A 13603-nucleotide genomic window follows, 5' to 3' on the forward strand; every position below is an offset into this window, starting at 1 on the left:
ACAGCGTGCGTGAGCTTGCAGCGCTCGTCTACATGCCGGGAGGCCGGATCGGCCAGCCGCCCTGATCCGGAGACACCGCCAACATGGGCGGCGTATCCTTCGGTCCTCAGTCCGCAAGGAAGGCCGCCCATGTCCAGCACCAAGCACACACGCCTCGCCACTCGCGCAATTCACGGTCACACGACCGGTGACGCCTATGGCAGCCCCTACCCGCCGGTCTACAACACCACCACTTTCGGTTTCGATTCGACCGCCGATCTGCTTGAGGTGATCGACGGCCGCAGGCGTGGTGGGTTGTACACGCGCTACGGTCTGAATCCGACGATTCAGGCGGTCGAGGAAACGCTGGCCGGTCTGGAGTCGGCCGAGGCGGCCTGGGTGTTCTCGTCCGGCATGGCAGCCCTCAGTGCGCTTTTCCTGACGCACGGCCGCAAGGGCATCGTCTGCTTCGGAGATGCCTATGGCGGCACGCTGGAACTGCTCGAACAGCAGCTGCCGGGCCTCGGCCTGCGCACGCACTGCATTCTAGGCAGCGAGTCCGACAGGCTCGACGCGCTGCTGGCCGATGGCGTCGGGATGGTGTTCTTCGAAACGCCGACCAATCCGACGCTGGACATCGTCGACATCCGCGCGCTTGCCGACAGGGCGCATGCACACGGCGCGCTGGTGGCCATCGACAACACCTTCGCGTCGCCGGTGAACCAGCGGCCGCTCGAACTGGGCGCCGACATCGTCATGCACAGCGCGACCAAGTATCTGGGCGGTCACAGCGATCTGACCGCCGGTGCACTGATGGCCAGCAAAGCCTTGCTGGAGCCGGTTCAGGCCTGGCGCAAGAATCTCGGCACCGTGCCGTCGCCGGAAACCGCCGCGCTGCTGTCGCGCAGCCTGCGCACGCTGGTCGTCCGCGTGCGTCAGCACAATGCCAATGCGCAGGCGGTGGCCGAGGCGATGGCGCGCCACCCCAAGATCGCGCGCGTTCACTATCCGGGCTTGCCGGACGCGCCGGGCCACGCGCTGGCAAAGGCGCAGATGGACGGCTTCGGCGGCATGCTGAGCATCGTCGTGCGCGGCGACGGCGCCGACGCCACCCGCGTCGCCGACCGGCTGCGCCTGATCAAGCTGGCGCCCAGCCTGGGCGGCGTCGAAAGTCTGGTCACCCAGCCCTGCACCACGACCCACCACGGCATCGCGCCGGAAGAACGCGCGCGGCGCGGCATTCCGGATTCGATGCTGCGCCTGTCGATCGGCATCGAGGACGCCGATGACCTGATCGCGGATCTGGTGCAGGCACTCGGGGACTAGAGGGGTCAGAGGTCAGGGGGGCGGTCAGAAGCCGAAGCCCATCTGGCCGCCGTCGTCAGCTTTCGTCTTCACCTTGCGCCCTGGGCGCCGCCGCCCTTCCCTGTCCGGATTCCGACTGCCGTGCTGCACCAGCACGCGTCGCGCCTCGGCGGCCGCTTCCGGCTTCTTCCTGACGGCCCAGACGGCGTCGCGCGCATGGCGCGCGGCGACGATGTGGTCGACAACCGGTGCCGGGTAGTCGCGTCCGATCAGGCATCCCGCTTCGCGCTGCTGCGCGACGCTCATCAGCCAGGGTTCCGCCAGCAACGACAGCGGCACGCGCGCCAGTTCGGGCAGCCAGCGGCGCACGAAAATGCCCTTCGGGTCCTGGTCCAGCTGCTGCTTCACCGGGTTGTATATGCGCAGCGTGTTGATGCCGGTGACGCCCGACTGCATCTGCACCTGCGGCCAGTGGATGCCCGGTTCGAAGTCGGTGAACATCCTCGCCAGATGCAGACCGGGTTCGCGCCAGTGGTTCCACAGCTGGTAGGACGAGAAGGCGACCAGCATGGCGCGCATGCGGAAGTTGATCCAGCCGGTCGCATTCAGCGCCCGCATGCAGGCGTCGATGAAGGGATAGCCTGTTTCGCCGCGGCACCATGCACGCTGCCGCTCGATCGAGAAATCGGCTTCGCGCAGACCGTCGTACAGTCGGTTCACCGCGCGCAGTTCGATCTGCGGTTCCGACTCCAGCTTCTGGATGAAATGACAGTGCCAGTGCAGCCGGCTCTCGAACGATTTGAGGCCGGCGAGCACGGCCTGAGCGTGCGCGCCTGGTGGCTGCGCGAGCCAGCGGGCCCGTTCGCGCCACACCGCATGCACGACCTCGCGCAGCGACAGCGTGCCAAAGGCGAGATGCGGCGACAGGCGCGAACAGTCGTGCGCACCGCTGAGCGGACTGGACATGCCGCGCCGGTAGCGCGTCACGCGATGCGCGAGGAAATCGTCCAGGATCTGCCGCGCCTGCGCCCTGCCCGCCGGCTGGCGCGCTTCGATGTCGGTCGAGTGCAGGCCCAGCTCGGCCGCAGTCGGCGCGCGCTGCAGGCCAGCGAGCGGCACGCGTGCCGCCGTGATGCGTGGCGGTGGCGGCAGCGGCGCCGGAGTCATGCGGCGCATCCAGCGATCCGACCAGGTGTCGCGGTCACTCAGCCGACGCACCACGCCGCCCGTCGGCAGTTCGCGCCAGGCCACGCCGTGCTGCCGGCACCAGGCGGCAACCGCGCGGTCGCGCTCGAAGCTGGCCAGGTTGCCGGTCTCCTCATGGCTCCACAGCCCATCGATCCGCGTGGACGCATGCAGCCGTTCGAGCAGTGCCGGCATGTCGCCGTGCAGGCGCAGCAGCGGCAGGCCGAGCGCGTGCAGCCGGCGCTCGAAATCGTCCAGCGCCTCGTTCAGGAAGCCGATATGGCGCGCATCGACGTCCGGCTCGGCAAGCAGTCGCGGCTCGTAGACGTAAAGCGCCAGCACCGGCCCCGCCGCTGCCGCGGCACACAGCGGCGCGTGGTCGGCGACGCGTAGGTCGCGCTTGAACCAGACCACCTGCATGGTCAGGCCATCGCCAGCGCAGACAGCAGCAGGCAGACCGTCACGATGGCACTGAGCAGCGTGCGCAGCTGCATGAACCACGGCTCCAGCGACAGCGCACGCGACAGCCGCCCATCCATCCACCAGCAGGCGGGCACCGTCGCCGCCAGCACCCACAGCCCGGTCGGCAGCGGCAGCAGCAATGCGCACCAGGCAAGCAGCGAGGGCATCACCCCCCAACCGAGGGCACGCCACTGCGCCGTCGCATCAAGTGCGGCGTCGCGCATCGCCAGCCCCCAGTGCAGCGCGCCGATGAAACTGACGATGGTGGCGCCGTAGGCGAGCTGGGCGTGCGCAAGCGACGCGCGCTGCGCATCCAGGGCGTGGATGGCGACGGTCAGTCCGACGAATGGAATCAGGCCGGCCAGCCCGAGCAAGCGGGCGGGATGGCGAGCGGCGACGTTCAGTGTCATGGAATCCTCAGTGGTGCCACGGCCGCGGGGTCGCGGCCTTTGGCGCGACGGTCTGCCAGAAGCGGGTGAAGGACGGCATGGGCTGCGGTGGGTCGTTGAACTGCCGTGCCACCGGCTCGCACAGCACGCCGGCGGCGCGCATCGCCTCGGCATAGCCCGGATTCAGCGTCTGCATCGACGCCAGCCGGATCTCGCCCAGGCGTTCGCGCAGCGCACGCGCGTCGCCGACCACGATGCCGTCGCAGGCGGCACGCATGCGGGTGAGCACGAAGCTCCAGCGCTTTTCGCTCCACGGAAAGCGCGCGTGGAAGGACGGCTCCAGCCAGCCAATCACCCTGCCCTGCGGCGGCGCGCCGAGCGCCCACGGATGCATGATCCAGCACTCGCGACGGTCGTCGCGCAGGCCCCAGATATCCGGGTCGGGCACCACACCCGGCGCCGGTTCGACCACGCCCGGTGCGTGCCCGGGTTCCGGACCACAGTCCGGCGATTGCCGTGCGATGCGGTCAAGCGCCTCGTAACCGGCGTCGATCACGGTACCCGGGCTGGCCAGATCGGGCGCATAGCGGGCGACGTTCTCCGCATTGAACAGATAGGGCTTGCCGGTCAGCGTGCCGGCCACCCACTGCCAGGACAGCGTGTTCGACGCCAGATCACCGTCGAGCAGGTGGCGGTACATCCAGTCGGCGCCGGCGCGCCAGTGCGTCTTGCGTACGTGTACGACGTAGCTGGCCAGCCACATGCGTGCGTGATTGTGCAGATAGCCGGTGTCGTACAAGGTGCGCACCGCGCCGTCGATCACCGGTACGCCGGTACGCGCCGCGCGCACGTCGTCCGGCACCGTTGCGGCGTAGCCCGAGGCCGGCGGCGGCCGGCGCGGCTCGAAGATGCCTTCGCCCCAGTGGCGCCACAGATGGTGGAAGTACTCGCGCCAGGCCAGTTCGAACACGATCTTGTCGTCCGCCGACAGTGCGACGCGCTGCGACAGCCGCTCGATCACCTGCGGTACATCGATGAAGCCGTGCGTCAGATACGGCGACAGCCGCGTCACCGCGCCGTCGAGGTGGTTCCGCGTGCGCGCATAGACGCCCGGGCGGATGGCGTCGATGCGCGCCAGCGCGCCCCGCGGTGACGGTTCGAAATCATGATCGGCCGCGTCGCGCGCGAGCGGGGTGAAGAGATCGTTCATCGGCAGTGTCCTTTCGTGCCACAGACCACTGCCACGCCGGAAAAATCCCGTACAGGTTCGCGCTTTCGCTTCCCACTCCGCTGCAAATGCTTTGCACGAATCCGCTGCAAAGCAGCGCAGTTTTAATTGGTTCGCTTCGTGCGGCGCGCTGCCTAGAGTGCGCTCCATCGCATGTTTCCCAACACGGAGCCCAACACAATGAAAACTACCCTTCGCACCCTCGCCGCCAGCCTGCTGCTCGGCACCACGCTGATCGCCAACACCTTCGCCGCCGACATCACGCTGCTGAACGTGTCCTACGACCCGACGCGCGAGCTCTATCAGGACTTCAACAGCGCCTTTGCCAAACACTGGAAGGCGAAGACCGGCGATAACGTCACCATCAAGCAGTCGCACGGAGGCTCCGGCAAGCAAGCGCGTTCGGTCATCGACGGCCTCGAAGCCGACGTGGTGACGCTGGCGCTGGCCTACGACGTCGATGCGCTGCACCAGAACGCCAAGCTCATTCCAGCCGACTGGCAGAAGCGCCTGCAGCACAACGCCTCGCCCTACACCTCGACCATCGTGTTCCTGGTGCGCAAGGGCAACCCGAAAGGTCTGAAGGACTGGAGCGACCTGGTGAAGCCGGGCGTCGAGGTGATCACGCCGAACCCGAAGACCTCGGGCGGCGCCCGCTGGAACTACCTGGCCGCCTGGGCCTACGCGCTGAAGCAGCCGGGCGGATCGGACGCCACCGCCAAGGAGTTCGTCAGGAAGCTGTTCGCCAACGTGAAGGTGCTCGACTCCGGCGCACGCGGCTCGACCACCACCTTCGTCGAACGCGGCATCGGTGACGTGCTGATCGCCTGGGAGAACGAAGCCTATCTGGCGGTGAAGGAACTCGGTCCGGACAAGTTCGAGATCGTCACGCCCTCGCTGTCCATCCTGGCCGAACCGCCGGTCAGCGTGGTCGACAAGGTGGTAGACAAGCGCGGCACCCGCGCCGTAGCGACCGCCTATCTTGAATACCTGTACAGCCCGGAAGGTCAGGAAATCGCGGCGAAGAACTACTACCGCCCGATCGACCCGAAGGTCGCCGCCAAGTACGCCAAGACCTTTGCGCCGGTGAAGCTGTTCACCATCGACGACGAGTTCGGCGGCTGGACCAAGGCGCAGAAGACCCACTTCGCCGACGGCGGTGTGTTCGACCAGATCAGCGTGCGCTGAGCGCCGCCGGGAACGTCAATGTCCATCCTGTTCATACAGGGCAGCCCGGTCGAGCCTTCGCGCTCGGCCGCGTTGTCAGGGTTCGTCGCGGCGGAGATCCAGCGCCGCGGCATCGACAACAGCCGTCTGAAGCTGACCGAACTGCCCGCCCACGCACTGTTGAACGCGAAGTTCGGCGACCCGCAGATCCGGATCGCCAGCGATCGCGTCGCCGGCGCCACCGCCATCGTCATTGCAACGCCGGTCTACAAGGCGGCCTACAGCGGACTGCTCAAGAGCTTCCTCGACCTGCTGCCGCAGAACGGACTCGAAGGCAAGGTGGTGCTGCCGCTGGCAACCGCCGGTAGTCCGCACCACGCGCTGGCGCTCGATTACGCGCTGCGCCCGGTACTGCAGTCGATGTCGCCTTCGCTGGTGCTGCCCGGTGTGCATGCCACCGACGCCACGGTGGGCAAGTCGGACACCGGGGACTATTTGCTGTCGCCCGAAATCATCGACCGGCTCGCCCAGGCGACCGACCGGCTGATCTACGAGTATCGCGCGCTGCTGGCTCGCCGCCCGGAACCCGCGGCCGATCCGGTGCCCTTCGATCAGGTCCGCTGCAGCGTCTGAGCCGGCGCACCGCCCGCCTCGTCCCTGCCTGAGCCACGCAAAGGAATCCATCGATGCCCTCCTTCTCATCCCTGTCGTTCATTTCGCGCCGCAAGGCGCTCGCCTGGCTGACCGGCGGCGTGCTCGCCGCATCGGCCGCCCTCGTCGCCCCCCACGCCGCGGCAGCGCAGCCACTGCGCATCGGCTACCAGAAATCGGCCAGCCTGCTCACGCTGCTCAAGGCCCAGGGCTCGCTCGAGAAGCGTCTGGCGCCGCTCGGCGTCGAGGTGAAATGGGTCGAGTTTCCAGCCGGCCCGCAGCTGCTCGAAGGCCTCAACATCGGCGCCGTCGACGTCGGCGCGGTCGGCGAAGCACCGCCGATCTTCGCCCAGGCGGCCGGCGCCAACTTCATCTACGCTGGCTACGACCCGGCTTCGCCGGAGGCCGAAGCCATCGTCGTGCCGAAGGATTCGACGATCCGTTCAGTGGCCGAACTGAAGGGCAAGCGCGTCGCGCTGAACAAGGGCTCGAACGTGCATTACCTGCTGGTGAAGCTGCTGGAAAAGCACGGCCTGAAATACACCGACATCCAGGTGGTGTTCCTGCCGCCGGCCGATGCCCGCGCCGCATTCGAGCGTGGCGCAGTCGATGCGTGGGCGATCTGGGACCCCTTCCTCGCCGCCACCGAGAAGCAGATCGGCGCCCGCGTACTGGCCGACGGCAGCGGCGTCGTGAACAACTTCTTCTACTACCTCGCCGCCCGCGACTATGCGAAAGCCAATGGCAAGGTGCTCGACGCGCTGTTCGACGAGATCAACAGCAATGCGGTCTGGCTGAAGGCCAACATCAAGGAGGCCGCCGCCCGCATCGCGCCGGAACAGGGGCTGGCGCCCGAGGTGGTCGAACTGGCACTGCGCCGCTACCAGTTCAACGCGAAGCCGGTGACCGACGCCATCCTCGCCGAACAGCAGAAGCTCGCCGACACCTTCTTCGAACTGAAGCTGATTCCGAAACGCATCGAGGTCCGCCAGGCCTCGGTACTTGCCAACCGCTGAAGGTCCGCATCATGAATGTGTTCTGGTTCATCCCCACCCACGGCGACAGCCGCTATCTGGGCACCGCCGAGGGCGGACGCCAGGTCAGCCTCGACTACATGAAGCAGGTGGCGATCGCTGCCGACACGCTGGGTTACGACGGCGTGCTGCTGCCCACCGGCCGCTCCTGCGAGGACGCGTGGGTCACCGCATCGGCGCTGATCGGCTTCACCCAGCGCCTGAAGTTCCTGGTGGCGCTGCGTCCGGGTCTGACCGCGCCGTCGGCCGCCGCGCGCATGGCCGCCACCTTCGACCGCCTGTCCGGCGGCCGCCTGCTGATCAATGTGGTGACCGGCGGCGACCCGACCGAGCTGGACGGCGACGGCATCTTCAATACGCACGACGAGCGCTACGAGATCACCGACGAGTTCCTGCGCATCTGGCGCGGCATCCTGGCGAACGCACACACCGGTGAGGCCATCGACTTCGACGGCAAGCACCTGTCGGTCAAGGGCGGCAAGCAGCTCTACCCCACCGTTCAGCGGCCGCATCCGCCGCTATGGTTCGGTGGCTCCTCACCCGCCGCGCACGAACTGGCGGCCGAACAGGTCGATGTCTACCTGACCTGGGGGGAACCGCCGGCCGCGGTGGCCGAGAAGATCGCCGACATGCGCCGCCGCGCCGCCGCCCACGGCCGCACGCTGCGCTTCGGCATCCGCCTGCACGTGATCGCCCGTGAAACGACAGAGCGGGCGTGGCAGGCGGCGGAAGACCTGATCCGTCATCTCGATGACGCCACCATCGCCACTGCGCAGAAGAAGTTCGCGCAGATGGATTCCGAAGGTCAGCGCCGCATGGCCGCGCTGCACGGTGGTCGTCGCGACAAGCTGGAAGTCAGCCCCAATCTGTGGGCGGGGGTCGGCCTGGTGCGCGGTGGCGCCGGCACGGCGCTGGTCGGCGACGGCCCGACCATTGCCGCACGGATGAAGGAATACGCCGAGCTCGGCATCGAAACCTTCATCCTGTCCGGTTACCCGCATCTCGAAGAGGCTTACAATTTCGCCGAGCAGGTGTTTCCCCACCTGCCGCGCGCACAGAAGGAGGGGCTGCCGGGCTTCAGCCTGTCCGGGCCCTTCGGCGAAATCGTCGCCAACCATTACGTACCTGCTGCATCCGCGAGCTGACACCCTGCGTCGCAGCACCCTGAAGGCCATCGCCCCCTACCGGGCGATGGCCTTTTTCTTTGCTCTGGCGCCGATCCGCTTATCACTCGAACGGCAAAGCTCCGCAGCGCGCCTGCGCAAATGCAGCGCAGATTTAATTGGTTTGAGTGCGCATCCCCCACCCCTAGGATGACCTTCAGACGCGCGACACAGCGCGACCATCCTCCGGACCGCACAAAAGGAAAACCATGAGCACCACGCATTTCCGCAACCGTCGCCTGCTGGTCACCAGTCTGCTCGCCGCCACGCTGCCGTTGACCGGCTTCGCCGCCGGCGACGCGCCGAAGGAAATCCGCCTCGACTACGCCTACTACTCGCCGACCAGCCTGGTATTGAAGCGCTTCGGCTGGCTGGAAGAGGCCGTAAAGCCGGCCGGCATCGAGGTGAAATGGACGCTGAGCCAGGGCAGCAATCGCGCACTGGAATTCCTCAACAGCGGCGCCATCGACTTCGGCAGCACCGCCGGCCTGGCCGCCGTGCTGAGCCGCGCCAACGGCAATCCGATCCGTTCGGTCTATGTGTATTCGCGACCGGAGTGGACCGCACTCGCAGTACCGAAGGATTCGACCATCAGATCGGTGGCCGAGCTGAAGGGCAAGCGCGTCGCCGCCACGAAGGGCACCGACCCCTATCTGTTCCTGCTGCGCTCGCTGCAGGAGGCAGGTCTGTCGCGCAACGACGTCGAGATCGTCCACCTGCAGCATCCGGACGGCCGCGTCGCACTTGAACAGAAGCGCGTCGACGCCTGGGCCGGCCTCGATCCGCACCTCGCTGCGAGCGAACTGGAGGCTGGTTCGAAGCTCATCTACCGCAATGTGAACTTCAACACCTACGGCTTCCTGAACGTGTCGGAGAAATTCCTGAAGGCACACCCGCAACAGGTGAAGACGGTGATCGCTGCCTACGAGCGCGCCCGCCGCTGGGTCATCGCCAATCCGGACGACGCCGCGAAGCTGCTGGCCGAGGAAGCAAAGCTGAACCTGGCCGTGGCCCAGGCGCAACTGAAGCGCACCGATTTTTCGAACCCGCGCATCGGCCGCGAACACCACGACGCGCTGCGCGCCGCAGCACCCATCCTGGTCGAGGAGGAACTGGTGCGCAAAGGCACCGACGTCGCAAAGGTGGTGACCGAACTGATCGACCCGACCCATGCCGCCGCCGTGGTCGCGGCCAAGGACTGATGCCATGAACACCGCTGCCCGCACCTCCTCCCTTCAGGCGACGGTGTCGTCCGCGCGGCCGGCCGTCCCCGCCGGTCGCGCCGGGCGTCCCCACCCGGTCCTGGGCTGGGTCCTGCCCGCACTCGCGCTGCTCGCCTTCGAGGTGCTGGTGCGCAGCGGCGTGCTGGCCGCCCACCTGTTCCCTGCGCCGAGCGAGATCGTCCGCACGCTGTTCGACCTGGGCAGCGGCCTGGCATCGCATATCGGCGTCAGCATTGCCCGCGTCGCCGGTGGTTTCGCGATCGGCGCCTCGCTGGCGGTGGTTGCCGCCGTCGTGGTCGGGTTGGACCGTCGCGCCGAAGCGCTGCTTGATCCGACCTTCCAGGCACTGCGCGCCGTGCCCAGTCTGGCCTGGGTGCCGCTGCTGCTGCTGTGGCTGGGCATAGACGAAACGCCCAAGATCACGCTGATCGCGATCGGCGCCTTCTTTCCGGTCTATCTGAATCTGCTGTCGGGCCTGCGCAATGTCGACCGCAAGCTGGTGGAACTGGGCGAGGTGTATGGCCTGAGCCGCTCCGCGCTGGTGCGTCGCATCCTGCTGCCGGCTTCGCTGCCCAGCCTCTACACCGGCCTGCGCGTCGGCCTGAGCCTGGCCTGGATGTTCCTGGTCGCCGCCGAACTGATCGCCGCCACCCGCGGCCTGGGTTACCTGCTGACGGACGGCCGTGAAACCTCACGACCGGACATCGTGCTCGCCGCCATCCTGCTGCTGGCCGTACTCGGCAAGCTGTCGGACAGCGTCCTCAAATCACTCGAGAGGCGCGCGCTGGCCTGGCGCGACGCGCTTGAGAGCCGGCTGGCCTGAGGAGCGCACGATGACTGCATTGCTCGATGTGCATGTGCGTGCCAAACGCTTCGGCGACCGGCTCGTGCTGGACAACTTCTCGCTCGAACTGGAGGCCGGCGAAATCGTCAGCCTGGTCGGCGCCAGCGGCTGCGGCAAGAGCACGCTGCTGCGCATCGTCGCCGGCCTGGACCGCGAACACGATGGACAGGTGCGGCTCGACGGTCAGGCGCAGCACGGCATCCACCGCGACATCGGTTTCATCTTCCAGGAGCCGCGACTGCTGCCCTGGCTCACCGTCGCGCAGAACGTCGGTTTCGACGCCGACGCCGGGCGCGCCAGTGACCCGCACGTGTTCACGCTGCTGGAGGAAGTAGGCCTTGCACAGGTGGCCGACGCGCTGCCGAAGGCGCTGTCCGGCGGCATGGCGCAGCGGGTGGCGATCGCCCGCGGTCTGTTCAACCGGCCGCGCCTGCTGTTGCTCGACGAGCCCTTCAGCGCGGTCGATGCCTTCACGCGGATGAAGCTGCAGGAGCTGCTGCTGGCCATCGCCCGCGAACACGGAACCACGCTGCTGCTGGTGACGCACGACGTCGACGAGGCAGCCTGGCTGTCCGACCGCGTCGTGGTGATGGGCAACGGCCGCGCGCTGGACGAAGTGACGATCACGGAACAACGACCGCGCCACCGCCGCTCACCGGCGCTGGCCGATGCCCGCAACACGATTCTCGAAATTCTCGAAGGCGCTCACGTCGTCTGACGTGCGCCACACCCCACACACAGAAAGAGGACTTCGCCATGAGCACACGTTTCACTCTTCGCCGTAACGCCTTGAAGGCATTCATCGCCCTGCTGCCGGCGCTTGCACTCGGCAGCGCCGCCGCACAGGACAAGCCGACTACCGTACGCATCGGCTACCAGAAGTCATCGACACTGATCACCGTGCTGAAGACCCGCAGCACGCTGGAACAGAAGCTCGCGCCGCTGGGCGTCAAGGTGAGCTGGCACGAGTTCGCCAGCGGTCTTCCGCTGCTCGAGGCGCTGAACGTCGGCAGCGTCGACGTGTCGGCCGACGTCGCAGACACCGTGCCGGTGTTCGCACTGGCCGCCGGTGCCAACCTGACCTATGTCGCGCAGGAGGCGCCCTCGCCCACCGCGCAGGCCATCGTGGTCAAGGCCGATTCGCCGATCAAGAGCGTGGCCGACCTGAAGGGCAAGCGCGTCGCCTTCGCCAAGGCCGCCGGCGTGCACTACCTGCTGATCGCCGCGCTGGAGAAGAACGGACTGAGCTTCAAGGACATCCAGCCCGCTTATCTCGCGCCGGCCGACGGCCGCGCCGCCTTCGAACGCGACAGCGTCGACGCCTGGGTGGTGTGGGACCCCTTCCTGTCCGCGGTGCAGCGCCAGGCCAAGGTGCGCGTGCTGGCCGACGGCACGAATCTGGCGCAGTACCAGCGCTACTACCTCGCCTCCACGCCCTTCGCGCAGGCGCGGCCGGACGTGATCAAGGTGATTCACGACGCGCTCACCGAAACCGGCAAATGGGTCAAGCAGAGCCCAAAGGACGCTGCCGCCCTGCTGGCGCCGGTGTGGGGTCTGGATGAAGCCACGGTCGAACAGGCCAACGTCCGTCGCAGCTACGACGTGCGTCTGGTGCAGCCGGAGCGGCTGCAGGAGCAGCAGGCCATCGCCGACACCTTCACCCGCGAGGGCCTGCTGCCGCGCAAGGTGAATGCCACTGCGGTGCCGGTCTGGAAACCGTCTCTGTAAGGCGACCGCAATGAATGCTCCGGACACCACACGCCAGCTCGAACGCCGCGAGGCCGCGCACCTGTTCGACCGCGACTTCGGCCACCATACCGACGCGGTCGAGCGCACCGCACGCGGGCTCGAAGCCACCGCCGCCGAGCGTGACCGCGCCGGCGGCACCGCCTGGACCGAACGCCAGCTGCTGCGCGACAGCGGCCTGCTCACGCTCGCGGTACCAGCGAAATTCGGCGGCGCCGAACTGCCCTGGCCGCAGATCTACGCCATCATCCGCCGCTTCGCCGAAGCCGACAGTTCGCTCGCTCACCTGTTCGGCTTCCAGCACCTGCAGGTGGCCAGCGTGCGGCTGTTCGCCAACCCGGCGCAGCAGGCCCGCCTGCTCGGCGATACGGTGGCGAGAGGCTGGTTCTGGGGCAATGCCACCAACGGTCTGGACACCCGCATCCGGCTCACGCCGGAAGGTGACCACTTCGTGCTCAACGGCGTGAAGTCCTTCTGCTCCGGTGCCACCGGCGCCGACATGCTGAACGTGACCGCACCGCGCGGCGACGATCCGGCGGACCGGGTGTTCATCAGTCTGCCGTCCGACCGCGCCGGCATCACGGTGCACGACGACTGGGACAACCTCGGCCAGCGCCAAACCGACAGCGGCACCGTCACCTTCGAGAACGTGCGCGTCGAGACGGACGAGATACTCGGGCCGCCGGGCACCCGCGGCACGCCGCGGGCGACGCTGCGCACGCTGGTGTCGCAGCTCATCCTGACCGAGATCTATCTCGGCAACACGCAGGGTGCGCTGCGCGCCGCGTGGAACTACGTGCAGCACGAAGCGCGCCCCTGGTTCTCCAGCGGCGTGGCCCGCGCCGCCGACGACCCCTACGGCCAAGTGCGCTTCGCTGAACTGTGGATCGCCTATCGCGGCGCGCTGGCGCTGGCCGTCCAGGCGGAGCAGGCGCTGCAGCAGGCATGGGAACGTGGCGACGCACTGACCGCGCGCGAACGCGGCGAGGTCGCGCTGCTGATCTGGCAGGCCAAGATCGCCGCCGGCCGCGCCGCACTCGACGTGACGTCGCGCGTGTTCGAACTGATGGGCGCACGCGCCACCGCCGCCCGCTACGGCCACGACCGCTACTGGCGCAACGTGCGCGTGCACACGCTGCACGACAACCTCGACTACAAGCTGCAGGACATCGGCCGCTGGGTGCTGGACGACCGCGTGCCCGAGCCCTCCATCTATTCCTGAAGACA

13 protein-coding genes are annotated in these 13603 nt (G+C 67.7%); 10 read left to right on the forward strand and 3 right to left on the reverse strand.

Going from position 1 to position 13603, the window contains the following annotated elements; all coding sequences use genetic code 11:
* The first annotated feature begins 129 nt into the window (after window positions 1–129).
* Window positions 130–1305, forward strand: a complete 1176-nt coding sequence (locus WDZ97_RS05645) for a trans-sulfuration enzyme family protein (protein WP_425762068.1) — start codon at window positions 130–132, stop codon at window positions 1303–1305.
* A gap of 24 nt (window positions 1306–1329) precedes the next feature.
* Here the strand turns inward: WDZ97_RS05645 and WDZ97_RS05650 are convergent, their stop codons facing one another.
* The 3 genes from WDZ97_RS05650 to WDZ97_RS05660 are packed head-to-tail and all read right to left on the reverse strand — an operon-like array spanning window position 1330 to window position 4530.
* Entirely contained in the window at window positions 1330–2889 is a 1560-nt protein-coding gene (locus WDZ97_RS05650; protein WP_425762069.1) for a deoxyribodipyrimidine photo-lyase/cryptochrome family protein, read from the reverse strand.
* A 2-nt stretch (window positions 2890–2891) separates the two neighbouring features.
* The gene (locus WDZ97_RS05655) at window positions 2892–3341 is read right to left on the reverse strand and encodes a DUF3429 domain-containing protein (RefSeq protein WP_425762070.1); all 450 of its coding nucleotides are present in this window, start codon (window positions 3339–3341) and stop codon (window positions 2892–2894) included.
* 7 nt (window positions 3342–3348) lie between these two features.
* On the reverse strand, window positions 3349–4530 hold the full coding sequence (locus tag WDZ97_RS05660; RefSeq protein WP_425762071.1) for an FAD-binding domain-containing protein: 1182 nt from the start codon (window positions 4528–4530) through the stop codon (window positions 3349–3351).
* A gap of 198 nt (window positions 4531–4728) precedes the next feature.
* On the opposite strand from WDZ97_RS05660, the gene WDZ97_RS05665 reads away from it, so the two are divergent.
* From WDZ97_RS05665 to WDZ97_RS05705, 9 genes are all read left to right on the forward strand, one after another.
* Complete coding sequence (locus WDZ97_RS05665) at window positions 4729–5736, forward strand: sulfate ABC transporter substrate-binding protein (protein WP_425762072.1); 1008 nt, start codon at window positions 4729–4731, stop codon at window positions 5734–5736.
* Window positions 5737–5754: 18 nt separating this feature from the next.
* On the forward strand, window positions 5755–6348 hold the full coding sequence (gene ssuE / locus WDZ97_RS05670) for an NADPH-dependent FMN reductase (RefSeq protein ID WP_425762073.1): 594 nt from the start codon (window positions 5755–5757) through the stop codon (window positions 6346–6348).
* A 53-nt stretch (window positions 6349–6401) separates the two neighbouring features.
* On the forward strand, window positions 6402–7382 hold the full coding sequence (locus tag WDZ97_RS05675) for a sulfonate ABC transporter substrate-binding protein (protein WP_425762074.1): 981 nt from the start codon (window positions 6402–6404) through the stop codon (window positions 7380–7382).
* An 11-nt stretch (window positions 7383–7393) separates the two neighbouring features.
* A complete protein-coding gene (gene ssuD / locus WDZ97_RS05680; protein WP_425762075.1) occupies window positions 7394–8545 on the forward strand; it encodes an FMNH2-dependent alkanesulfonate monooxygenase in 1152 nt (383 codons plus the stop codon).
* Between the two features lie 227 nt (window positions 8546–8772).
* Window positions 8773–9765 (forward strand): aliphatic sulfonate ABC transporter substrate-binding protein, encoded by a 993-nt coding sequence (locus WDZ97_RS05685; RefSeq protein WP_425762076.1) that lies wholly within the window; start codon window positions 8773–8775, stop codon window positions 9763–9765.
* A gap of 4 nt (window positions 9766–9769) precedes the next feature.
* Window positions 9770–10609: an ABC transporter permease gene (locus WDZ97_RS05690; protein WP_425762077.1), complete on the forward strand. Its 840-nt coding sequence runs from the start codon at window positions 9770–9772 to the stop codon at window positions 10607–10609.
* 10 nt (window positions 10610–10619) lie between these two features.
* Window positions 10620–11348, forward strand: coding sequence for an ABC transporter ATP-binding protein (locus WDZ97_RS05695; protein WP_425762078.1), 729 nt, complete (start codon window positions 10620–10622; stop codon window positions 11346–11348).
* 38 nt (window positions 11349–11386) lie between these two features.
* Window positions 11387–12358, forward strand: coding sequence for an aliphatic sulfonate ABC transporter substrate-binding protein (locus WDZ97_RS05700; RefSeq protein ID WP_425762079.1), 972 nt, complete (start codon window positions 11387–11389; stop codon window positions 12356–12358).
* 10 nt (window positions 12359–12368) lie between these two features.
* Entirely contained in the window at window positions 12369–13598 is a 1230-nt protein-coding gene (locus WDZ97_RS05705) for an acyl-CoA dehydrogenase family protein (RefSeq protein ID WP_425762080.1), read from the forward strand.
* The last annotated feature ends 5 nt before the right edge of the window (window positions 13599–13603 follow it).

Source organism: Methyloversatilis sp. MC4-4 (assembly GCF_049843555.1).
Lineage (GTDB): Bacteria > Pseudomonadota > Gammaproteobacteria > Burkholderiales > Rhodocyclaceae > Methyloversatilis > Methyloversatilis discipulorum_B.